Origin of the sequence: Rickettsia endosymbiont of Proechinophthirus fluctus (genome assembly GCF_001602635.1) — a bacterium.
Lineage (GTDB): Bacteria > Pseudomonadota > Alphaproteobacteria > Rickettsiales > Rickettsiaceae > Rickettsia > Rickettsia rickettsii.
Genome location: NZ_LECS01000004.1, coordinates 309,569 through 333,614 on the forward strand (window position 1 = coordinate 309,569; position 24,046 = coordinate 333,614).

Below are 24,046 nucleotides of genomic sequence, written 5' to 3' on the forward strand. Positions count from 1 at the left end.
TATCTTTTGGTGCGGATATTATAGCTGGTTTCCCGACTGAAACCCCTGAAATGTTTGAAAATACAAGAAAATTAATTTTAGAAGCGGAATTACAATATTTACATGTTTTTCCTTATTCGGAAAGAGAAGGAACGCCTGCAGCACGTATGCCACAAGTACCTAAAAATATAAGAAAAGAAAGGGCAGCAATTTTAAGGCAAGAAGGGCAAAACCAGTTGACCGCATTCTTTAAAAAACATATAGGACAGAAATTGGAGTTATTAGTAGAGAATAATAATATTGCCCATACCGAAAATTTTATTCCGGTAAAGCTAGATAAACCTTTAGAAATAGGGCAGATATTTAAAGCGAAGTTGGTGGCAATAGAAGAGAATTATATGAAGTGTATGTTGGTTTAACGTCATTGCAGGGAGGTATTGTTGCGTAGATACTGAAGGTCGTCATTGTAAGGAGCCGTAGGTGACGCGGCAATCCAGAAAATAATTAAAAAAATTCTGATGTACAGAATTTTAACTGGATTGCTTCATCAATGCAATGACGGATAAACAGGTCCACGCAACAATGCCCGTTCGCAATGACGTTCTACCGTACAATAAAAAATCAAAAACAAAAAAAACAATCATGGAAAATATAGAAACAATATTAAGGCTTGCTGAGGACAAAATCTTATTAGTACAAAACTTACAAGCTCTGCAAGAATATAAAGTAGAATTTTTAGGCAAGAACGGTATAGTGACCGGTGAGCTTAAAAAATTAGGTAGTTTAAATGAACAGGAACGTAAAGAATTTGGCTTAAAAATCAATAAATTAAAAGATAAAATACAGAATATAATAAAAGCAAAAGCAGAAATTTTAGAGGAGCAGGAACTAAATTTTAAACTTGCTGCCGATAAAATTGATTTAACAATCCCTGCACGGAGATATAAACAAGGTTCTATTCATCCAATAACACAATGTAGTGAGGAGTTAATACAAGTATTTTCGCAGTTTGGTTTTACTATAGAAAACGGACCGAATATCGAGAATGATTTTCATAATTTTACCGCTCTCAATTTTGAAGATGATCATCCTGCAAGGCAAATGCATGATACTTTTTATTTGAAAAGTCAGGAAAATAATAAGCCGCTGTTATTACGTACTCATACTTCAACAGTGCAGATTAGAGCTATGAAAAACGGCAAACCGCCTTTTAGGTTTATAGCACCGGGTAGGACTTATAGATCGGATTCGGATATGACGCATACGCCAATGTTCCACCAAATAGAAGGGCTTGTTATGGATAAAAATATCAATATGGGGCATTTAAAATATGTTATCACGACATTTATAAAAAGCTTTTTTGAAAATGCTAATATTGAATTACGTTTTAGACCCAGCTTTTTCCCATTTACCGAACCTTCTGCCGAAGTTGATATTCGGATGAATAAAAACGATAAATGGCTTGAGGTCCTCGGTTGCGGGATGGTTCATCCAAACGTTCTTAAAAATGTTGGTATCGATAGCAGCGAGTATCAAGGTTTTGCTTTTGGGCTTGGAGTAGAGCGTTTTGCAATGTTAAAATATAATATCAAAGATTTAAGACAATTTTTTGAAGGAGATATGCGTTGGCTTAAACATTATAATTTTGGGAGCTTTGATATACCGAATTTAGCAGGAGGGCTTACGAAATGAAATTTACGTTATCATGGTTAAAACAATTTTTAGAGACATCGGCTTCAATTACTGAAATTGCCGAAGCCCTAACAGCTATTGGCCTTGAAGTGGAAGAGGTGATAGATAAAGCAGCGGAATTACAAAAGTTTGAAGTAGCATATATTACAAATATTAAACCTCACCCATCAGCTGATAAATTAAAGCTTTGTGATGTTGAGACTAAAAGTGGTATGTTGCAAATAGTTTGTGGTGCGTGTAATGCAAGAGCAGGTATAAAAGTAGTACTTGCAAATATCGGAATAGAAATACCAAACGGTAAATTTAAGATTAAGGAATCTGTTATTAGAGGCGAAAAAAGCTGTGGTATGCTTTGCTCTGAAGAGGAATTACTGCTAGCTTCAGAGTCTGAAGGGATTATAGAGCTATCTGAAGATGCCGTAGTTGGAGAGAATTTTACTAAATATTACGGTTTAGATGATCCTATATTTGTTATTAACGTTACTCCTAATCGTGGTGATGCACTTGGAGTTTACGGCATCGCAAGAGATTTAGCAGCTAAAGGAATAGGCATACTTAAAGAGCTAGAAATTTCGGCAATAAAGAGTACATTTTTTTCTAAAATGAAGCTTAACGTGCAAGATAAGGAAGCCTGTCCGTTATTTACTTTTAGAGAGATAAGAAATTTAAAAAATAAACCAAGCCCTGATTGGTTACAGAAATTATTAAAAAATGTTGGGGTAAAAACTATTTCAAGCTTAGTGGATGTAACAAATTATATTTCCTATAGTTTTGGGCAGCCGATGCATGCTTACGATGCAGATAGGATAAAAGGGGGAATTACTGTAGCACGTCATTGTGAGAAGCGTAGCGACAAAGCAATCTTAGGACAACAAAATGAGATTGCCACGGCTGCTTTGCAGCCTCGCAATGACGTAGCTAAATGCCACGCCCTAAACGGCAAAGAATATTTACTTACAGAAAATGATTTAGTTATAAAAGATGAAAGCGGTATTCAAGGTCTGGCCGGTGTTATTGGCGGGGCTGATAGTAGTTGTACTGATAGTACGACTAATATAATACTCGAGGCTGCTTGTTTTAATGCTAAAATGGTTGCAGCTAGCGGGCGAAGGTTCCAAATTGATACGGATGCTAGATATCGTAATGAGCGTAATATCGATAGAAATTTTACGGAAAAGGCTTTGGATATAGCAACTAATCTTATTTTGTCAATATGCGGACACGGTGAAGTATCGGAAGTAGTGAAAGTCGGTGAAAAAGAGTCACAAAAAAAACCTTTAGATTTTTCAGCATGTTATTTAGAAAAAATTACAGGAATTAAACTAAATATCAAAGCGATAGAAGCCATATTAAATAAACTAGGATTTATTACGGATGTTAAAGGTGAGATTATAAAGGTAATAGCTCCTTCTTGGCGTCACGATATAACTATTTTAGAAGATATAGCTGAAGAAATCGCTCGTATTTACGGCTATGATAAAATAGAGAGTATAAAATTACCTGAACTAGACCAAGATAATAATAAGCTAAGAGAGCATAAAAGAATATCTAGTTTTAAAAGGATATTAGCAAGCAAAGGTTATGATGAGGTAGTAACTAACTCTTTTATGAGTAGTGAAGATGCAAAGTTGTTTGCTGAATTAAAAGAAGAGTTATTTTTGCTTAATCCTATTAGCATAGGAGACAATTATATGCGTCCTACTATATTGCCGAATTTGTTAAGTATAGTAAGTAAAAATCTAGCACGCTCTATAAAAGATATGGCTTTTTTTGAAGTTGGACCAAGTTTTATAGATTTAAATACGGAAGCAACTTATTTGACGGCAATTATAAGCGGTTCATATAATAATAAAAACCCTCATTCGCTTGGACGAGGCTATGATGTTTTTGATCTTAAAGGCGATTTAGAGTTGGTAGCTGATTATGCAGGACTATCTATAGATAAATGTATAGCAACAAATGGGGCAGCATTGCCACAATATTATCATCCAACTAGAGCAGTAAATATAGGGCTTGGTAAAAATTTATTAGGTCATTTTGGGCAGATACACCCTAAAATCTTGAAATATTACGATATTAATCAGGCAATATTTGCATTCGAGCTGAATATTACGAATTTGCCGTTGATAAAAACTAAATTTGGTAAAAGAGACGAATTTGCAGTATCGGATTTCCAAGCTAATTTTAGAGATTACGCATTTATTGTTGGTCAAGATCATAGAGTCGGTGAAATAATAGCATATATAAATAATTTTAATAAAAAGCTTATCAAATCAGTTATATTATTTGATATTTATAGCGGTGATAAATTACCTGAAGGTAAAAAATCTATAGCGGTTAAAATAGAGCTACAAGCAGATGATCGGACGTTATCTGATACTGATTTAAATTCGTTCAGTAAAGATTTAGTTGCTGCCATCTCACAAAAATTTCAAGGAACATTAAGAGAATAACAATATGTTAAAATTAATAGTTGAAACAAAAACATTAGTTCAGTCCCTAGGGTTTGCAAGTTCCGTTGTTGAAAAACGTAATGTCATACCTGAATATGCAAACATTAAATTATCGGCACAAGACGGCAATCTAGAGCTTAGTGCTACTAATATGGATTTGTACTTAAGTCAAAAAATAGCAGTACAGGTAGTAAGTGAAGGTGAATGTACCGTTTCTACGAAAACTCTAAATGATATAGTCCGAAAATTTCCGGATTCTGAGCTTACATTAACAGATCTCGGTACAACGGGACTTGAGATCAAAGGAAAAAATTGTAAATTTAATTTATTTACTTTGCCGGTTAGTTCTTTTCCTGCAATGGATAGTATTAATCCTGAAGCAAGTTTTAAAATTTCCTGCACGGATTTTGCTAAAATAATCGAATCGACAAAATTTTCGATTTCTTTAGATGAAACTCGTTATAATTTAAACGGTGTTTATTTACACATAAAAGACAAAGAGTTTTGTTCGGCAAGTACCGATGGGCATAGACTTTCGATTTCATGGGTAACATTAGAAAAACCAATAAAGAATTTTGGCGTTATATTACCCCAAAAAAGTGCAGAGGAAATTTTAAAAATCGTTAAAGATCCTAAAAATATAAATGAAGATATAGAAATTTTATTAAATAGCAATAAGATTAAATTTATATGTAACGAAAATACTATTATGCTATCAAAGCTTATAGACGGTACTTTCCCTGATTATAGTACTTTTATTCCGGAAAGCAGCAGCTCACAATTAGTCATTAATCGAAAAATGTTTGCAGATAGTATAGAAAGGATAGCGATAATAACCGTTGAAAAATTTAGAGCAGTAAAATTATCGTTATCTCGTGAAACCTTAGAGATTAGTGCTGTCGGTGAAGCAAGAGGCAACGCAAAAGAGGTTATTAATTCTTCACAGGATAAGGAAAGTTTTTATGAATATAATAGTGATGAGTCTTTAGCTATAGGCTTTAACCCGCAATATTTGGAAGATGTCTTAAAAGCAGTGAAATCGGATTTAGTAGAACTATATTTTTCAGATGTTTCAGCACCGGTACTTATTAAATTTCCTGAGAATCCTAAAGATATTTTTGTTGTCATGCCTGTTAAGGTGTAAGTGTTATGAGAACCGGAATATATAAGTATTACAAAGAAAAATTATATCAAGTTATAGATACTGCAAAACATACTGAAACTTTGCAAGAGTTATATGATAATTTCCAGCTTCTGGGTAAGGCCGCTTGAAATGTTTAACGAAAAGGTTTTATTACACGGCAGAAATATTCCACGTTTTGAATTTATTTCTGAGAAATAATTAAATCTGCCCTATGTCATTCCCGCATAGGTGGGCATGACATCGAGTGGGTTTTTTTGAGCCATATAACAATGCCAAAGAGTGGTGGGAAGAAATAATTTTTGACTAATAGCTAAAGCTTCTCTATTATTTCCCTCAAGCACACTAATTAAATATTGGTTATGAAGAAAATTATCGGATTATTTTTTGTAATTATACTGAGTGCAATAAGTACTAGTATTTTAGCGGGTGATTATCCAAAAACAGAACGAGAGCAGAAATGGGACGAAGTAGGTTCTATAGCAGGTGAAGAAGGATTAGTTTTTAGACCGGGTAGGGTTAAGAATGAATCTACTAAAGCTGTAGGAGGTTCAGTTAATAAATATCTCTGGCAAGCAGCATTAGAGACTATAAGTGTTGCTCCTCTTGCATCAGCCGACTCAAACGGCGGCGTGATTATTACGGAATGGTATAGCCCACGTTCTAATCCTAATTTTCGATTTAAAATAAATATATTTATTAAAGACGATGTAATCAGCCCTGATTCAATCGAAGTGAAAGTATTTGAAGAAGTGCTTAAAAATAAACAATGGGTACTTAATGAAAACACCTCAAATCTTGCTATCACGCTTGAAGATAAAATTTTAAGAAAAGCTAGAGAGATATATATTAATAGTGTGAGGTAATAACAGTGCTGCCGTCATTGCGAGGAAATTACGGAGTAATTGACAAAGCAATCTCAGGATATTTGATAAGATTGCCGTGCAGTCTACGACTGCTTGCAATGACGATGCAGTATATAAATTAAAAAAATATGAACCAAATAGAACAAAAATGGCAGTACATTTGGCAAGAAGAAAAAGCTTTTGAGGTATCAAACGCGAGTAGCAAGCCAAAATATTACGTACTTGAAATGCTGCCTTATCCTTCCGGTAAAATCCATGTAGGTCACGTACGCAACTATTCTATAGGTGATGTTATTGCAAGGTTTATGACTATGCAAGGTTTTAATGTACTTCATCCGATGGGCTGGGATGCTTTCGGGCTACCTGCCGAAAATGCCGCAATAAACAATAATTCTTACCCAAAAAAATGGACATATTCTAATATCAAGAATATGAAAAAGCAGCTAAAATCTATGGGCTTTTCTTATGATTGGTCTAGAGAGATAAATAGTTGCAATCCTGAGTATTATAAACATGAGCAGAAATTCTTTTTAGAGCTTTATGAACGAAATCTTGCTTATCAAAAAGAATCATTGGTTAATTGGGATCCGGTTGATAATACCGTGCTTGCGAATGAACAAGTTGTAGACGGGCGTGGTTGGCGTTCAGGTGCAATAGTTGCAAAACGTTATTTAAAGCAATGGTTCTTAAAAATTACCGATTATGCTGAAGAATTATTAAACGAAATTCAGAATTTAAAAGAGTGGCCTGAAGCTGTTCGGTCTATGCAAGAGAAATGGATAGGTAAATCGATAGGTGCTAATTTTCATTTCAAAATTAAGGATAATGAAGAGACTACTATAGAAGTATTCTCAACCAAACCTGAAACCATTTTTGGTGCTAGCTTTATAGGAATTGCCTTTAATCATCCGATAATAGAGCAGTTAGTTTCTAAAACGCCTGAAATACTTGCTTTTATAACTCAATGCTCGCATATTACAAGAAGTAGCGAACTAGAAAAGGCTGAAAAGGAAGGTGTATTTACCGGTCTTTTTGTTACTCATCCTTTCGATTCAAATATAGTTTTACCGGTTATTATTACTAATTTTGTGCTAATGGATTATGGCACTGGTGCAATATTTGGTTGCCCTGCTCATGACGAATGTGACCATGAATTAGCTGTTAAAATGAATTTATCTATTAAACAAGTAATTAAAGCAGATATGGATGTACAAAAGAGCGCTTATACGGAAGATGGAATTTTAATTAATTCGGATTTTCTAAACGGCTTAACTAGTAACGAAGCAAAACAAGAAGTCATCGGAGAATTTGAGAAACTAGGTATAGGTAAACGCAGCGTAAATTATCGTCTAAAAGATTGGGGGATTTCAAGGCAGCGCTTTTGGGGATGTCCTATTCCTATGATTCACTGCGAAATTTGTGGCATAGTGCCCGTACCTTACAAAGACTTACCCGTTACTTTACCTGATGATGTCAATTTTGACGGTCACGGTAATCCACTTGATCATCATCCTAGTTGGAAACATGTTCATTGTCCGAAATGCGATAAGCCGGCTGTGCGTGAAACCGATACTTTTGATACATTTTTTGAATCATCTTGGTATTTTACGAGATATTGCAATAGCAATGCTACAGAGATGACTGATAAAAAAGCTTGTGATTACTGGCTACCGGTTGATAAATATATAGGCGGCATTGAACATGCGGTAATGCATTTATTATATGCAAGGTTTTTCACAAAAGTAATGAACGAACAGAATTACGTAAGCGTTCGAGAGCCTTTTAAAGGGCTATTTACTCAAGGTATGGTGCTGCATGCCACTTACAAAGATGAACATAATAATTGGTTATATCCTGAAGAAGTAGTTAAAAAGGGTAATGAATTTTTTCATAAAGAAAGCAATAATAGAGTAGTGCAGGGACGCATTGAAAAGATGAGTAAGTCTAAAAAGAATCTCATCGATCTTGAGACAATGCAAGAGCAATATGGGGCAGATGCTATTAGGCTTTTTGTACTATCCGATAGTCCGCCTGAGAAAGATCTAGAATGGTCGGCAAGCGGTATTGAAGGCTGCTCACGTTTTATTAATAAGCTTGAGTATATGTTTAAGGCGATAGATTCTTTAAAAGATGATGTGAGTAGCGAGGTTAATAAAGAGCTTAATAGGTTAGTACATTTTACAATAAAGCACGTCGCCGAAGATATAAAGCATTTTGCCCTAAACAGAGCAATAGCACGTATGCGTGAGCTTTCTAATGCTATATCTGCTGAAATATCCAAAGATCAAATTGATGTTAAAACCGTAAGGCATGGCTTTAATGTTTTAGTACAGCTACTAAATCCTTTTATCCCGCATATTACGGAAGAAATTTGGCAAAAGCTTGGCAATAAAGAGCGATTATATAATTTGTCTTTTCCTGCATTTGATGAATCAATGCTAGAGTTAGATACATATATTATGGCAGTGCAGGTTAACGGCAAACTCCGTGATACCTATGAGTTTAAAACTTCCGTAAGTGAAGATGAAATAAAGCAAGTTACCGTCAGTTTGCCAAAGATACAAAAGTTCTTAGAAGGGAAAGAGCCGCAGAAGATTATCCTCGTTCCTCGTAAAATTGTGAATATACTCGTTTAATTTGGAAAATTGGCTACGTCGTTTTGGTAAGTCTTTGGATGCTCACGTATTAAGTATATGCTCCGCTCCTCGGCTTACAGATTCCTTGCTCTTTCCAAATTAAACTGTGTCTATCTACTTTTCATTTATCAGAAGTATATTATTTTTTGAATCTGTCATCCCGCGACCGTGGGATCTAGTTTAAAATACTAAAATTATTAGTACTTTAAGTTGTTTTTAAATACCGTGGTCAAGTCGCAGTATGACACCTAGTATACTTTTATTGTATAACCTACCATACTAACCCAAAAAAAAGTAGTAGTATAACCTAGAACTACCTCCTTATGTTTATCTAATGAAGAGTCATAATGCTGCTTCGTCTCATTTATAAAATTACTGCAATTATTATGGTAAGTACCTTGTGAAGCACCCTTATAACTCTGATAAGATGAAGTTTCATAATGTCCCTTCTCTAAGGTAATAGTAAATATTGTTTATTAGCATTAATATTTTATCTATTATATAATTAGCTGCCTACCAAAATGCGGCAAAAACACCGCCATCAATACTTAAAAGTATCTTCTTCTGTTTCACAAGTTATTATCCTAGGATAACAGAGGTTTGCTATACTATCTAGACTTAGATTTAAATCTGACTCTGAATCTAACACGTCTATTTTTTTTCTATTAGTCATAAAAACCCCCTTTTAGTTACTAATTAATTAAACTTTTTGTATAACTTGCGTCTCAGGGTAAATTTGTATGTCAATCCGGTACTCACATCCTTACGTATTTTTATGTACGCTGCGGTGGTAAGTGTTTCCGTGTTTTCTTCAAATGCTTTCTTATTAGCTACATTATGCAATAAGTCTATTGTAGGCTCAGTAATTTAAAAAAATCAATTAGCTACTAATAGACTGCCTGTAATAAATTTTAACCGGTAATTTAATTTTTTTTGCTGTAAATTATAAGATTTTTTTGAAATAGGAACTGCTATTTCTGCAAAAGTCTTCAATTATTAATTAAAATTTATTACAGATAGACTATTAAATAGTGCGTCTGATTTTATACCTGAAGTCAATAAATGGTATTAATAAACTAATGCATGAAAATATCAATTTCATTCCAACCGATAAGGTCTAAATTAGCTCTTATCGGTAAAAAACGGAAAATATCTTGGGCAAGTTCATACCTATTTTCTTTAAGTAGCATTTTTTGTAAAATATCTTTTAACTGATGCAAATAAAGCACATCTTTTGCTGCATATTCTTTTTGTTCTGAAGATAAATTATCTGCACCCCAATAAGAAGATTGTTGTTGTTTTGAAATATTTATATTAAGCAATTCTCGGCACAAATCCTTAAGCCCATGACTATCGGTATAAGTTCTAACTAGTTTTGAAGATATTTTAGTACAAAAGATATTTTCTAAATCTATACTTAAATATTTTTTTATGGATGCTAGATCAAATCTAGCAAAATGAAATATCTTACATCTAGTTTTATCTAGTAATAATGCTTTTACATTAGGAGCTGTATAATCTTGATTTGTAAAATGCACAAGATGAGCTTCACCATTGCCGTTACTAAATTGTAGCAAACATAGTTTATCTCTATGGAGATTTAGTCCCATTGTTTCGGTATCTATAGCTAGATCTCCTTCAAGTGTAAAATTATTAGGTAGGTCGTTTTGATAAATTTTTATAGTCATAAATGATTTGTAATTCCTTTGAATCAATAATGTTGTTGTACGGATCGAAAAACGCGTTCTGTGTCATACCGTGGCTTGACCACGGTATCAAAAAAAAATTAAAAAAGACTGGATATCGCGATCAAGTCGCGGGATGACAACAAAGTTTTGTTATTGGTGATTAAACACCTGCTCATTTGGAGCAGCTACTCCTAAAACTTTCTTTGCGTGTTCTTCTAACATATCTTTATTTAGAGATTCCGTTCGCAGTAATTTGACGTTATGCTCAAGTTCTACTCTTTCTGCTCGTAAGCCTTTTAGTTCATCATAAGCTTTTTCAAGCTGCCTATTTACTTTTAAATATGCAATAATCCCTTTGTTACCATATATGCAATGAAAAACAAAATATCCAAGCAGTAAAGCTAAAAAGATATTTAAAATTATTTTTTTAGAATGATTATTTAAATGTATTATCATAAATATATATTCATAAGAAATAATATCAGAGCGGTTAAAATAATACTATCAAATCTGTCTAGTACTCCTCCATGACCGGGTATTATATGACTGCTGTCTTTAATATTAAATTTTCGCTTAAAATGTGAAATAAATAAATCACTTAATTGAGCTATTAGTGCTAATATACAACTAATTATAAACAAATAAATTTTATTTGAAAAATAGTAATTTTCAATATGAAAGTTTGGTATAAAACTAACTAATACCGCAACTAAACCTGCTGATAATACTCCCGTCACTAAACCGCTGCAGGTTTTGTTAGGACTAAGTTTCGGAGCAAGTTTTGCTCCTTTAAAAGTTTTGCCGCCAATCATAGCGAAAGTATCTACCGACCACATTATGCAAAAATAAAGCATAATAAGCCATCTATTGGTGTCTTCCATACTTAAAAATATTAATAGGCTTATAGGAATCGGAATAATAATTAGCCCGATTAATAGATCAGGAATAGAAGAGTAGGTCATATTATACCATTCACTTAACATTCCCGTACCTACTAATATCATTAGAATATAGAATAAAGGCTTACACCATAATATAGCTATGACAAATAACAGAACTAAAACTATACCGGACAGGATTCTTAAATATATGTTTGATTTTTGTTTATCTTTTACCAAATGTTCTTTTCCTTTTTGAGTAATCATTTATAGCTTCTTGTATATCATATTTATTAAAATCAGGCCAATATTTGGATGAGAAATATAATTCAGCATAAGCTGCTTGCCAAAGCAAGAAATTACTGATGCGATAAACCCCGCCCGGTCTTATTAATAAATCTACATCCGGCATTTCAGGATCATATAAAGCGTGTTGTATATCGCTGTCACTTACTGCTTTTTTACCGCTTGTAATAATTTTTGTGCAGGCATCAACTATTTCTTGACGACTTCCATAACTAAAAGCTATACAAAGCGTTATTTTATTATTATTTTTTGTTAATTCTATAGCATTATTTATTTGTTTTTGCAATGAGCTACTTAATAAAGTCAGCCTACCTATTACTTTTATTTTAACACCGTTTTTATGTAAATTATTTAATTCGGTTTTTAAATAAATACTTAATAATTTTATTAAGAAATCTACTTCCGTGCTTGAGCGTTGCCAATTTTCGGAAGAGAAAGTATATAAAGTTATATAAGGTATGTTAAGGTTAAGAAACTCAGGCAGTAATTCACGAATTTTATCGGCTCCTGCTTTATGCCCTTCAGATTTTGTTAAGTTATGCTGATCTGCCCAACGAGCATTACCGTCCATTATTATTGCTAAATGTTTTATGTTAGTCATTATTTTATATTTTAGATGTTGCTGCATGGATCGATTTTCCCGTCATTGCAAGCGACTAAAAGGAGCGTGGCAATCTCATGAAACAATATAAAATTTCTGAGATTGTCACGTCCTCGGCTTTTTGCCTATCCTTGTAATGACGATTTGGCATCTACACGGGAATAACATCGGTAATCATATTTTAGGTATTTCGATTCTGACCGATAGCCCGCCTAAATCCTTGCTATCTTCTAAATAAATAGAGCCTTTATGATCGTTTATTATTTCTTTAGTAATAGCAAGCCCAAGCCCTACGTTACTTGCATTATCAAGCTGTCTTGCTTTATCCGATCTATAAAACGGTTTAAATACAAGGTGTGTTTCCGTATCATCTATACCGGGACCGTTATCCTCAATAATTATAGCTACGGTAGATGAATTATCTTTTGAGGATATCTTAATTTTAGTTCCATATTTTATAGCGTTACCGATTAAATTAGACAAGGCTCTTTCAAAAGAATGCGGCTTAATGCATACTGCTAGTTTATCTAAATTAGTAGATTTTATAAATTCAATATTTACATGTGACCATTTGTTAAAAAAACGTTCCATCCAAGGTAATAATAAAATGTCTTCAAATTCTTCTGTACTTTCACCTTTAGCAAAATCTAAATAAGAATTTATCATTTGCTGCATAGTTAATATATCTTGTTTTAACCCTTCAATTTCTTCGCTTTCTTCCATCAATTCAAGTTGTAGCTTCATTCTTGTTAAAGGAGTTCTCAGGTCATGAGAAATCATAGCAAGCATAGTGGTTTTTTTAGTAATTTGTTTTTCAATACGAGCTTTCATTTTTAAAAAAGCAAGCCCTGCTTTTCTTATTTCTAAGGCTCCTGAAGGTTTGAAATTTTTGCCTTTTAAAACACCTCGACCAAATTTATCCATGCTATCCGCAAGAGTGAGTATTGATTTAATTTGATTTTTGGAGAAAATAATAGAAATAGAAAGTAATATAACAGTTAAAGATATAATCCATAAAACAAATATATATACTGTAGGATTAAGTAGTAACTTTGCAGGAAAAGTAATATATAATACTCCATCTTTTAATTCTAAAAATACTTCAATTTTATTTTCCTTATTTAGTTTAACTATATTTTTTTCATGGATTTTTGTAGCTAAAATATTTTTGAATATAGTTAAAGGTTCACCTAATTTAGGCTGTTTTATAGATAACTTTTTATTAAGTTGAAACTGATAAGATAAATTAAGATAATTTTCCGATAAATGGGTTATCTCTCTTGAATTATTTCTATGTTCTTTAATCAATGATTCTATTTCATTTATAATAATAGTACTAGTATAATATGAAACATTATACCAATGACGATCGTAAAACAAAAATATAGCAACGATTTGTCCTATTAAAATCGGAATGATTATAATAAACATAAACCGTACAAATAATGTTCTTGGTAAAGCATATTTCAAAGAGCTTGATATAAGCAAATTTTTCAAGAGTCGTCTGTGCTCACGTATTTTTATACGCTGTGTAGGCTCGCTTTTAAATTCATCTTGTCTGAAGCTCTTTGAAATATGCTGTAATAATTTAGATATAAAGTGCATAGCCCTCATTACGCACAGTTTTTAAATATTTCGGCTCTTTTGGATTGTCTTCTATTTTGCTTCTTATTCTTGTAATTTGTACATCGATAGAACGCATACTAAGCCCTCCCATTATTTTTGACAGTTCAAAACGACTAGTAGATTTACCGGAATTTTTTATTAATATCTCAAGTAATTTTTGTTCAGTAGAGCTAAGAGATACAATTTGATTATTCTTGGTAAATTCTTTTGTATCGGAATTATAAAAATTATTGCCGAATTTAATTATATTCGTTTCTTTTTTAAAGTTATTATAATTATTGATTAAGTTATTTATCCGAAGTAATAATTCTCTCGGTTCAAAGGGTTTAGTTATATAATCCGAGGCACCGGCTTCAAGTCCTTTAACACGGTCATCGGCTTCCGATAAAGCAGTAAGCATAACTATAGGAATATTATTACCGGCATCCCTTATAGTAGTAGCAAAATCAAGCCCTGTTATTTCAGGTAACATAACATCTAAAATAATTAAATCATAATTAGAAGTTTTTAATAGATTTTTAGCTTCTATGACTGAGCTTGCCGTTGATACTAAAAACGCGTTTTTATTTAAAAATTGCTTTAAAAGTGCTAATATTCTGCTATCATCATCAACGATTAAAATATGTGCTTTATATGTATGCATGTATACTCGTTTAATTTAAAAAAATTGTATTTCACTATTGTCATCCCGTGGCGTGACCACGGGATCTTATGTCGCAGGCTGTGTTCTGAGATCCTGCGATCAAGTCGCGGGATGACGTTAAATACTACTGGATTCCCGCTTTCGCAGGAATGACATAAGAACTACGGCCGTATAGCTCATGACGATTGACAATACTTTAATATAAATATAGATTAATGACAATGGTAAAACGCGAGCAAATTTTTTGGCATGTTTGGATTAACGGTGATTTAGTTCCTTATCAATTTGCAAGGATTCATGTTTTGACTCATAGCCTGCATTATTCAGGATCGGTATTTGAGGGTGAGAGAGCTTATAGTGGCAAAGTTTTTAAACTAAAAGAACATACGGCAAGATTAATAAAATCAGCAGAAGCATTAGGTTTGAAAGTACCTTATAATGTAGACGAGATAATAAAAGCTCATGAACGTGTAATAAAACAAAATAATATTAAGGATGCATATATAAGACCGCTTATTTGGTGCGGAGACGAGTCGCTAAATATCACTAATCAGTATTTATCTACTAATCTTTTGATTGCCGGTATTCCATCTATGCCAAGGTCTGTTGAGAAAGGTATCAATTTGCATGTAAGCCGCTGGCGTAAAGCAATGCCTGATAGCACCCCAGTACAATCTAAATCCGCCGCTCAATATAATATGGCAATAACGAGTAAAAAAGAAGCTAAGGCTCTTGGCTATGAGGATGCATTATTACTTGATTATGAAGGATATATTGCTGAATGCACTACAACAAATATTTTCTTTGTTAAAGATAAAATATTATATACTCCAATTGCCGATAGGTTTTTAAACGGTATAACAAGACAGACTATTATTGAAATTGCAAAAGATTTAGGTCTAGAAGTAAAAGAAGAGCGTTTAAAATTAGAGCAAATAGAGGATTTTACCGGATGTTTTGTTACAGGCACGGCAATTGAGGTACAAAATATTGATTCTATAGATCTTGGCAATAAAAAGATTATTTTTGATGATCATAAAATTGCAGATCGTTTGAAAGAAGAGTATAGGCGTGTTGTTAGGGAGTAGAAGAAACGTCATTGTGAGGAGGTATTGCCTGTGTATGGATACTGGGTCGTCATTGCGAGCAGTTGTAGACTGCGTGGTAATCTCATGAAATAATAACAAACTCCTGAGATTGCTTCGTCGAATTACTACGTAATTCTTCTCGCAATGATGATTTAATAAGCTAAACAATTAAAATCAAAAAAATCATGCATAACATATTTAAAGGTTTAATTACCGCACTTATAACACCTTTTAAAGATAATAAGTTAGACTTATATGCTTTAGAGAGAATTGTAAAACATCAAATAAAGCATGAAGTCGATGCAGTATTAATTGCAGGCTCAACGGGAGAAAGTAGTAGTTTAAGCTTTGAAGAATATAAATTATTACTGCAAACTAGCGTAGAAATCGTTAATAAGTGTATTCCTATAATAAGCGGGTGTTCATCAAATAATACTACTTATGCAAGAGCACTTGCAGCGGAATCTATAAAAATCGGCGTAGATGGTTTTATGGCTAGTCCACCATCTTATGTCAAACCTACCCAACACGGGATTTATAAGCATTTTGAAGCATTGCATGAAGCGTGTAATCTACCTATTATGTTATATTCAGCTCCAACTAGAAGCGGAGTAGATTTTTCTGATGAGACAATATTGAGACTTAGCAAGCTACCACGTATTTTAGCATTAAAAGATTGTGGTGTAGATTTAGAACGTCCATTGCGGATCAGAGCAACAGTTAAAAAGGATTTCAATATTTTAACCGGTAATGATGAAGTAGTCTTAGCTTTTAACGCTCAAGGTGGGGTGGGGTGGACTTCTGTAGCCTCTAATATTGTTCCTAATATATGTAAAGAGCTATTAGAAAAATGGAATAAGAACGATACTAAAGGAGCATTAGAAATCCATCAGAAATTACTACCTTTATATACAGCATTATTTGTAGAATCTAATCCGATTCCGATAAAATATGCTGCACATTATTTAGGTTTATGTGAAAATGAAATTAGACCCCCATTAACTGAAGCAAGCGATAGTACCAAAAAACAAATTGAAAACATCATAACATCACTATCTATAAAAATATGACTGAATATAAGAAAGTTATTGCACAAAATAAGAAAGCTCTTTTTCATTATTTTATTGAAGAAAGATTAGAAGTGGGTATTGTATTAAAGGGTAGTGAAGTACGGTCTCTGCGTCAAGGCAAAGCTTCTATAGAAGAAAGTCATGCAGCAGATACCGGACATGAGGTATTTTTGTATAACTGCCATATTGCAGAATATGAAAAAGCGAATAGATTTAATCATGCTACTCGTAGACCGCGTAAGTTATTGTTGCATACTAAAGAGATAAAGAAAATTATCGGTAGAATTAGAATAAAAGGCTATACGCTAGTAGCTCTTTCTATGTATTTTAATAAAAAAAATAAAGTGAAAGTTGAACTTGGTATTGCTAAAGGTAAGAAATTACATGATAAAAGAGAGTCAATTAAAGAAAAAGACTGGAAAAGAGATCAGAGCAGATTAATAAGACAGAAGTAATGGACTTTACTACACCGGATGACAAGCCGGCTTTGTTACATAGCTCGTTTTATGTCATTCCCGCTTTCGCGGGAATGACATATAGAATTACTTAGACTTTAGGAAGATATAAAATTTTAAAAAAGGTATTTATGCAGCATATTATAGGTAAAATATTGGTTATATTTATAGTTATAATAGGAGTTTTATTTGTTTTCAAAACAATGAAAACTTATTCTACAAATCCAGTTTCCGTTGAGGTTAAACAAAGCGGAGATGCAAGAAAATGTGAAGAGGAAAGAGTACAAGAAATAATCAAAGATTATTTGCTTAAAACTCCGGAAATAATAATAGAATCAATAGAAGGGTTGCAAAAACGTAAAGTACAGGAAAATGAGACTAAAGTTAATAACTATATAAAAGATAATAAGTTAAGTATTGAAGATAGCACAAGCTTTCCTGTTATAGGAAATAAAGACGGTGATGTAACAATAATTGCTTTTTATGATTACAATTGTTCTTATTGTAAAAAAGGCGATGTTTCTATAAATGAATTATTGCAAAACGATCCAAAAGTTAAAGTTGTATTACGACCGCTTCCTATCCTTGGAGATGTTTCTGAATATCTTGCAAGAATAGTTTTAGCCGTTTATAAGGTTAATCCAAGTCAATTCAAAGCTGTTCATGATGAATTAATAAAAATAAGAGATGTTTCTAAGGAATCTGTAAAAGAATTATTAACTGAGAATGGCTTAAATGCTACGGAAATTGAAGAAATTGCCGATAGTAATGAGATTAAAGATTTAATTACTCAAAATATGAAAATAGCTAGAAGTCTTAGAATTCAAGGAGTACCTGCGTATATAATCGATTCAAAATTAATACCTGGGTTAATAGATTTCCCACAATTACTAAATATAGTTAAAGAAATTAGGGATAATTAAGAGTTCTTAAGAATTGTTGCGTAGACCAGTAAATGCTTTTTATGTTATTCCCGTGAAAGCATTGTTGCATGGGTACCAAATCATCATTGTGAGGAGCAAAGCGACGTGGCAATCTTGTCAAGCATCCTGAAATTGCTTCGTCAATTACTTACGTAATTTCCTCGCAATGATGACCTTCAGTCTCCACGCAACAAGGCCTAGTAGGAATGACAGCAATTGCTCTTGAATAACTTTAGCCTTTATTTAGTAAATCTAACATAGTTTTACCGATATCAGCAGGGGATCTAGTGATAATTACGCTGGCACTTTGTAGAGCTTCCAGCTTATCTTCGGCACTTCCTGTTCTTCCGACAATAATAGCTCCGGCATGTCCCATTCTTTTACCTGGAGGTGCTGTAATACCTGCAATAAAGCTTACTATAGGTTTCTTGATTTTTGACTGCTTGATAAACTCAGCTGCATCTTCTTCTGCATTACCGCCAATTTCACCGATCATAATAATTGCTTTTGTTTCATCATCTTTCAAAAACATCTCAATACAATCAACAAAATTAGTGCCATTAACAGGATCGCCGCCTATACCGACACACGTAGATTGTCCAAGTCCTACGGCTGTTGTCTGTGCTACTGCTTCATAAGTTAGAGTACCTGATCTTGAAACAATACCTATTGTTCCTCTTTTATGAATATGCCCAGGCATAATACCGATTTTACATTCACCCGGTGTGATAACTCCAGGGCAGTTAGGACCGATTAATCTAGTTTTAGAACCGACTAAAGCACGTTTTACTTTCACCATATCAAGCACTGGAATTCCTTCCGTTATACATACTACTACTTCAATTTCGGCATCGATTGCTTCTAATATCGAATCAGCGGCAAAGCCGGGCGGAACATATATAACGCTTGCATTTGCACCGGTTTTTGCTTTTGCTTCATGTACGGTATTATATACAGGTAAATCAAGGTGAGTATGACCGCCTTTGCCGGGTGTAACACCGCCAACCATGTTAGTGCCGTACGCTATCGCTTGTTCAGAGTGAAAAGTTCCTTGTAAACCAGTAAAACCCTGACAGATAACTTGTGTTTTTTTATTTATTAATATTGCCATGTTAAATAATGTTTATTGTTTTTATTTTACTTTGATGTCATCCCGCGACTTGATCACGTGATCCAGTCCTTATTTTAATTTTTTATGGATACTGTGGTCAAGACACGGTATGACACTGAACTGGTTTTTCGAGCTATACAACAAGGTCAATGCCTGTATAGCTCATGACGGTTATCTACCGTATCGCTTCAACTATTTTATTTGCCGCATCTGCTAAATCATGTGCCGGTATTATTTCTAAACCAGAATTTGATAAAATTTCTTCGCCTTTTTCAACGTTTGTACCGGCTAGACGAACTACTAACGGTACTTTTATACCTATGTCTTTTGCAGCGGCAATAATCCCTTCTGCTATAATATCACAACGCATGATACCGCCGAAAATATTCACTAGAATCCCTTGTACTTCTTTATCAGATAAAATTATTTTTAAAGCTTCTTTTACACGCTCACGATCAGCTCCACCACCGACATCCAAGAAATTAGCAGGTGAAGCACCGTAAAGTTTAATAATATCCATAGTGGCCATGGCAAGACCGGCACCGTTAACCATACAACCGATATTACCGTCCATTTTTACATAGCTAAGTCCTGCATTTGCTGCTCTAGTTTCTAGAGGATCTTCTTCATCATGATCACGCATTGCCATAATATTCGGATGTCGCAATAAGCCGTTATCGTCAAAAGTAATTTTTGCATCTAAAGCTAATAAGTTCCCGTCGCTATTTACAATTAATGGGTTGATTTCGATTTGTGCTGCATCGGTTTCAATAAAAGCATTATAGACTGATTTTACTATTTCTTTCATCTGTTTAGCTTGGTTATCCTTAAAGCCTAACTCATAAGCTATGCCTCGCATATGAAAATCTTGTAAACCGGTTGCAGGATCAACGGAAAATTTAATAATTTTTTCCGGAGTTTTTTTTGCTACTTCTTCAATATCAACTCCTCCTTCCGTAGAAGCTATAAAAGTAATACAGCTAGCCGATCTATCAAATACTATACTAAAATAATATTCTTTTAAAATCTCATAACCTGATTCGATATAAAGACGGTTTACTTTTTGTCCTTGAGGTCCTGTTTGATGCGTTACTAAATTAATACCAAACATGTCATGAGCAACTTTTTTGGCTTCTTCTTTACTCTTAACAACCTTAACACCGCCTGCTTTACCTCTACCGCCGGCATGTATTTGTGCTTTAACCACATATACTTCCGTATTTAATTTATCTATGGTTTCATTAATCTTTTCGGTTTTCGTAACAACTAGCCCGGTGGAAGTAGGTACGCCGTATTTTCTTAAAATCTCTTTTGCTTGATATTCATGAATATTCATTTTAAATACTTTATAAAGTGCTATTAATTTTTATGGATAAGATGCATTTTTAACTTCTCTTACTATGTCTTTATCAAAAATGCTAAACTTATTAGCACTATTGACTTCTCCTTCTGCAATAATCATATAATCGGCAAAGTCTGCTTTACCTTTAATATATTGCTCAGTAGCTGATATATGTCTTGATGCCCAATGATAAAGCTGGAATTATCAATAAGATTAATTACTGCTTCATAAATTTCCTGGCGAGTAAATTCATTTACTTTTAGCACCCATACAAATTCAAGTAATGTATATGATGCAATAAAAATCTTATTAGTGATGTTATGTTTTAAGAAACTTTGAGCTGCTTTACCTTGTATTTCATCATCTTCAAGAAAAGTACGAGTTAAGACATTAGTGTCAATTCCTATCATTTTCGATAACCGCAATACTAATAGCTTCATCTACATCCACCGGACCGTTTTTAGCTTTATGTTTACCTTTACCAAAAAAGCTATAGATATCTTTTTTTATAGGAAGCAATTCTAATGTTTCATTTTTTTTGTAGTTAATTATTAACTCAGAGCCTGAATGTAAACCAAGTTTATTTCTTATATATTGAGGTATAACTACCTGTCCTTTCGATGAGATTACTACTCTGGCACTTTTACTCATAATACTAATATAGTAAGTGATCTGATCTTACTTTGTATATAAAACACAATTTATTATATGTCAATAAGTTTATAATGAGGTTATTCATTTAATATCCTTTTAATACGTTATCTTTCCTAATAAAGTGATGATATAATGCAGCTAGTATATCAAAATAATTAAAGCAGTAAATAAGCAGCCTTTTTATAGATTTTTTTAAAGATTTTGGCAAATTGTAAATCTGGAGCAAAAGAATTTATAGTAAACAAACCATAAAAATCAATATGATGGTTTGATACGATAGTTATTAGAAAGCCGCTTATCGGCATTAATAACATTAAAAAGTTATAGCAAATTTATATTAATATTAGTGGCTTTTTGTGCCAATTCGGCATATATTCCGGTAGCAAAACATTAGCATTATAGAATTTCCATAAAAGCCTTATTATTACTAAAGATAAAACAACTATACTGGTTGCTTCATGTATCCCGTATAATTGCCCTTTTAAAAGAAGTTCTAAGAAATTATCCATTAAGACACCGACAATGAGCATTACTATAACTATAATGCTCATGATCCAGTGAAAAAGTTATGCAATTAAGCAGTAAGAATTTTCAGTATTTGTAAGTAGCATGATAGTACTCAAATTTACTTAATATCATTGTTGCTCTTCTGTGTCATTTGCCTGCAAAAGCAGGAGTCTAAAAAACAATAAAAAATACTAAAATTATTAGTATTTTTAACTAGATCCCATGGGCAAGCCACGGGGTGACACCGCGTCATGGTATGACAGTTTCTTCTTAATTCCCAACTGCCGTATCTATAATCTTTTCTGCCTCTGTACCGCTAATTTTTTCTTTATCATTCAGAATGAGATTAGCATTCTTTAAGTCATCTCCTATATGTTCCGCTCTTCCTTTTAAAACCTTAGCTAAAAACTGCTCGGCAAGAGCGTAATATGAGATTCTATTACCGGCTTTTGCAAATCCATGACCTTCATCTTTGTAAAGTGCATAAACTATCGGTATATGCTTTGCTTGCATGCTGTTTACAATCTGTTCTGATTCTGCCTGCACGACTCTCACATCGTGAACACCTTGTGCTATAAATAAAGGCTTTTTGATATTATCAACAAAATTAATCGGTGATCTTTGTCTTAAAAATTCTTTTTCTTCTTCAGTATCCCAAGGTCCTATACGTGTTTTATATATACTTAACAATGGTGTAATATAAGGAGCTTTAGATTGCACATGAGTTAATAAATTAGACATACCGACAACGTCAATACCGCAAGCAAATACGTCAGGCGTCATGGTAAGACCTACAAGCGTTGCATAACCTCCATAGCTTCCACCCATAATACAAACTTTGTCAGAATCAACTATATTATTCTTAATAGCCCAGTTAACACCATCAATTAAATCGGTGTGCATTTTACCGGCATATTCTAAATTACCGGCGTTTAAGAAATCTTTCCCAAAACCGGTAGAACCACGGTAATTTATACTTAAAACTGCGTAACCACGATTTGCAAGCCACTGATGCTCAGGATTGTATCCCCAGCTATCACGTACCCACGGACCGCCGTGGACATTTAAAATTAGAGGTACTTTTCTATCGGGTATATTATTTTTATTGAGCTTTACATCATTTGGAAAAGTGATATAGCTAACTAAATCAAGCCCGTCACGTGACTTGATAATTATCGGTATCATCTTAGCAAGATTATATTGCTCAAGTTCTTTGCGATTAGTAAATAAAAACTCAGCTTTTTTATTTGTCCTATCATATTTATAATATTTCACCGGTGTATTATCAGCCATATAAGCAACGATCCAAGTTTTATCGTCTAGCGTCCTACTATTAATAATTAAATCACCGCGATCAATAGATTGCAAATATTTAATATCATCTTCAATATCTTTATCTAATATTTTATATGAGACTCTATCATAATCTATATATACTGCTTGCGGAGTTTGCTTTGTGGGATGAACTGTAAATAAGCCGATATCGGCTTTTGCATCTTCGGCTAATATTTCTTCACTACCTGTAGCTAGTGTTATAGCTTTAAGTGCGGAGGTATTACGATTACGTCCCTCTAGCATATATAAAGTTTCACCGCTAGCATCAAAACCAAGTATGGCAGTGTTAAAAGAATCTTCCATTGATATCTTAGTAAATAACTTTGGTTCTCCGTCTTTTAATTCATAATATTCAACAGCTCCGTCTTTATCCAGTAAGCTACCGAATCTTAAATTTAAATTTGCATCAGTTACATAATCAGTAAATCTATCATTTTTATAAATCAGTTCTTTTTCTAGAGTATCTAGATTTAATTTGTAAATATCAAAATATTCAGGATTACGCTCATTTAAATATATTAATATCTCATTTGGCTTCTTATGACTTGCTCCGGCTATTTTGGCTTTAACTCCTTTTGCAGGAGTAAGTAATTTTGTCTCTTTTGTCTCTATGTTATAGCTATAAATTCGGTCATTTTCATCACCGTTAAAATCTTGGGTATATAAAATATTTTTATTATTATAAGCTTTAGCATAAGACCAAATACCGCGTCCTTTGTCATGGGTTATGGCTTCTGCTTTACTAATATCATCTGAGGGTGCTAGCCAAATGTTTAATACATCGTCTTTCGGTGCAACATATAGAATATATTTGCCGTCGTGGGTTAGAGAAACCCTTGCTTTATCAGGGTTACCGAATAAAACTTTTCTGGGGATTATTTGATTGTTATCCGTTATCGTTTGAAACATAAAAATACTGACACTTATTATTAATATAGTGCCTATAATATAGAAAATTTTACTCATTACTAATAGTTTGTTATTTAGTTTTATAGTCTTTTGATGTAATTTCCACTTCCGCGGCAATGACATTCAGGTCATAAAATATAATT

The 24,046-nt window shown here is 33.3% G+C and carries 23 protein-coding genes and 3 pseudogenes; 12 read left to right on the forward strand and 14 right to left on the reverse strand.

Features of this window, described 5'->3' with window-relative positions:
* The 8 genes and pseudogenes from BG75_RS09765 to leuS all read left to right on the forward strand — a co-directional run.
* Positions 1-398, forward strand: a pseudogene (locus BG75_RS09765) (tRNA (N(6)-L-threonylcarbamoyladenosine(37)-C(2))-methylthiotransferase MtaB); the annotation flags it as partial.
* A gap of 223 nt (positions 399-621) precedes the next feature.
* Positions 622-1,671, forward strand: a complete 1,050-nt coding sequence (gene pheS / locus BG75_RS03465; protein WP_062811875.1) for a phenylalanine--tRNA ligase subunit alpha — start codon at positions 622-624, stop codon at positions 1,669-1,671.
* Positions 1,668-4,124, forward strand: a complete 2,457-nt coding sequence (pheT, locus tag BG75_RS03470) for a phenylalanine--tRNA ligase subunit beta (protein WP_062811453.1) — start codon at positions 1,668-1,670, stop codon at positions 4,122-4,124. Before pheS ends, pheT begins: the two co-directional genes overlap by 4 nt.
* A 4-nt stretch (positions 4,125-4,128) precedes the next feature.
* Positions 4,129-5,268 (forward strand): DNA polymerase III subunit beta, encoded by a 1,140-nt coding sequence (dnaN, locus tag BG75_RS03475; protein ID WP_062811454.1) that lies wholly within the window; start codon positions 4,129-4,131, stop codon positions 5,266-5,268.
* A gap of 5 nt (positions 5,269-5,273) precedes the next feature.
* Entirely contained in the window at positions 5,274-5,396 is a 123-nt protein-coding gene (locus BG75_RS09770) for a DUF1653 domain-containing protein (protein WP_062811455.1), read from the forward strand.
* Between the two features lies 1 nt (position 5,397).
* Positions 5,398-5,466, forward strand: coding sequence for a hypothetical protein (locus tag BG75_RS09775; RefSeq protein ID WP_252903726.1), 69 nt, complete (start codon positions 5,398-5,400; stop codon positions 5,464-5,466).
* Positions 5,467-5,627: 161 nt separating this feature from the next.
* The gene (locus BG75_RS03485; RefSeq protein ID WP_062811456.1) at positions 5,628-6,131 is read left to right on the forward strand and encodes a DUF3576 domain-containing protein; all 504 of its coding nucleotides are present in this window, start codon (positions 5,628-5,630) and stop codon (positions 6,129-6,131) included.
* 128 nt (positions 6,132-6,259) lie between these two features.
* Positions 6,260-8,767 (forward strand): leucine--tRNA ligase, encoded by a 2,508-nt coding sequence (gene leuS / locus BG75_RS03490; RefSeq protein WP_062811457.1) that lies wholly within the window; start codon positions 6,260-6,262, stop codon positions 8,765-8,767.
* Here leuS and BG75_RS09780 read toward each other — a convergent pair.
* From BG75_RS09780 to BG75_RS03520, 7 genes and pseudogenes are all read right to left on the reverse strand, one after another.
* A pseudogene (locus tag BG75_RS09780) lies at positions 8,764-8,860 on the reverse strand (palindromic element RPE5 domain-containing protein); the annotation flags it as partial. The gene leuS and the pseudogene BG75_RS09780 overlap by 4 nt on opposite strands.
* Positions 8,861-9,843: 983 nt before the next feature.
* Positions 9,844-10,455 (reverse strand): ribonuclease D, encoded by a 612-nt coding sequence (locus tag BG75_RS03495; RefSeq protein WP_012150780.1) that lies wholly within the window; start codon positions 10,453-10,455, stop codon positions 9,844-9,846.
* Positions 10,456-10,605: 150 nt separating this feature from the next.
* Positions 10,606-10,911, reverse strand: coding sequence for an FtsB family cell division protein (locus BG75_RS03500; protein WP_062811458.1), 306 nt, complete (start codon positions 10,909-10,911; stop codon positions 10,606-10,608).
* Positions 10,908-11,600 carry a phosphatidate cytidylyltransferase gene (locus tag BG75_RS03505; protein ID WP_062811459.1) on the reverse strand — a complete coding sequence of 231 codons (693 nt, stop codon included), beginning with the start codon at positions 11,598-11,600 and terminating at the stop codon, positions 10,908-10,910. The genes BG75_RS03500 and BG75_RS03505 overlap by 4 nt, the downstream gene beginning before the upstream one ends.
* Positions 11,560-12,267, reverse strand: a complete 708-nt coding sequence (uppS, locus tag BG75_RS03510) for a polyprenyl diphosphate synthase (protein ID WP_217284874.1) — start codon at positions 12,265-12,267, stop codon at positions 11,560-11,562. The genes BG75_RS03505 and uppS overlap by 41 nt, the downstream gene beginning before the upstream one ends.
* Before the next feature lie 147 nt (positions 12,268-12,414).
* Positions 12,415-13,845 carry an ATP-binding protein gene (locus tag BG75_RS03515; protein WP_217284875.1) on the reverse strand — a complete coding sequence of 477 codons (1,431 nt, stop codon included), beginning with the start codon at positions 13,843-13,845 and terminating at the stop codon, positions 12,415-12,417.
* Positions 13,829-14,509 (reverse strand): response regulator transcription factor, encoded by a 681-nt coding sequence (locus BG75_RS03520; protein WP_012150784.1) that lies wholly within the window; start codon positions 14,507-14,509, stop codon positions 13,829-13,831. The genes BG75_RS03515 and BG75_RS03520 overlap by 17 nt, the downstream gene beginning before the upstream one ends.
* Positions 14,510-14,724: 215 nt before the next feature.
* Between BG75_RS03520 and BG75_RS03525 the strand changes: the two genes are divergently transcribed.
* From BG75_RS03525 to BG75_RS03540, 4 genes are all read left to right on the forward strand, one after another.
* Complete coding sequence (locus BG75_RS03525; RefSeq protein ID WP_062811461.1) at positions 14,725-15,597, forward strand: branched-chain amino acid transaminase; 873 nt, start codon at positions 14,725-14,727, stop codon at positions 15,595-15,597.
* Between the two features lie 185 nt (positions 15,598-15,782).
* Positions 15,783-16,667: a 4-hydroxy-tetrahydrodipicolinate synthase gene (gene dapA / locus BG75_RS03530; protein ID WP_062811462.1), complete on the forward strand. Its 885-nt coding sequence runs from the start codon at positions 15,783-15,785 to the stop codon at positions 16,665-16,667.
* Entirely contained in the window at positions 16,664-17,122 is a 459-nt protein-coding gene (gene smpB, locus BG75_RS03535) for an SsrA-binding protein SmpB (protein WP_062811463.1), read from the forward strand. Before dapA ends, smpB begins: the two co-directional genes overlap by 4 nt.
* A 131-nt stretch (positions 17,123-17,253) precedes the next feature.
* On the forward strand, positions 17,254-18,045 hold the full coding sequence (locus tag BG75_RS03540; protein WP_062811464.1) for a DsbA family protein: 792 nt from the start codon (positions 17,254-17,256) through the stop codon (positions 18,043-18,045).
* Between the two features lie 232 nt (positions 18,046-18,277).
* On the opposite strand, the gene sucD is transcribed toward BG75_RS03540, so the two are convergent.
* The 7 genes and pseudogenes from sucD to BG75_RS03575 all read right to left on the reverse strand — a co-directional run bounded on the left by sucD (position 18,278) and on the right by BG75_RS03575 (position 23,960).
* Positions 18,278-19,156 carry a succinate--CoA ligase subunit alpha gene (gene sucD / locus BG75_RS03545; protein WP_062811465.1) on the reverse strand — a complete coding sequence of 293 codons (879 nt, stop codon included), beginning with the start codon at positions 19,154-19,156 and terminating at the stop codon, positions 18,278-18,280.
* A gap of 175 nt (positions 19,157-19,331) precedes the next feature.
* Positions 19,332-20,492 (reverse strand): ADP-forming succinate--CoA ligase subunit beta, encoded by a 1,161-nt coding sequence (sucC, locus tag BG75_RS03550; protein ID WP_062811466.1) that lies wholly within the window; start codon positions 20,490-20,492, stop codon positions 19,332-19,334.
* Between the two features lie 30 nt (positions 20,493-20,522).
* A pseudogene (locus BG75_RS03555) lies at positions 20,523-20,908 on the reverse strand (PIN domain-containing protein).
* Positions 20,895-21,149, reverse strand: a complete 255-nt coding sequence (locus tag BG75_RS03560; RefSeq protein WP_014364695.1) for an AbrB/MazE/SpoVT family DNA-binding domain-containing protein — start codon at positions 21,147-21,149, stop codon at positions 20,895-20,897. The pseudogene BG75_RS03555 and the gene BG75_RS03560 overlap by 14 nt, the downstream one beginning before the upstream one ends.
* 158 nt (positions 21,150-21,307) lie before the next feature.
* Complete coding sequence (locus BG75_RS09785; protein ID WP_252903628.1) at positions 21,308-21,466, reverse strand: cytochrome B; 159 nt, start codon at positions 21,464-21,466, stop codon at positions 21,308-21,310.
* Between the two features lie 18 nt (positions 21,467-21,484).
* Positions 21,485-21,703 (reverse strand): cytochrome b, encoded by a 219-nt coding sequence (locus tag BG75_RS03570; protein WP_252903629.1) that lies wholly within the window; start codon positions 21,701-21,703, stop codon positions 21,485-21,487.
* A gap of 226 nt (positions 21,704-21,929) precedes the next feature.
* Positions 21,930-23,960 (reverse strand): S9 family peptidase, encoded by a 2,031-nt coding sequence (locus BG75_RS03575; protein ID WP_062811468.1) that lies wholly within the window; start codon positions 23,958-23,960, stop codon positions 21,930-21,932.
* Between the last annotated feature and the right edge of the window lie 86 nt (positions 23,961-24,046).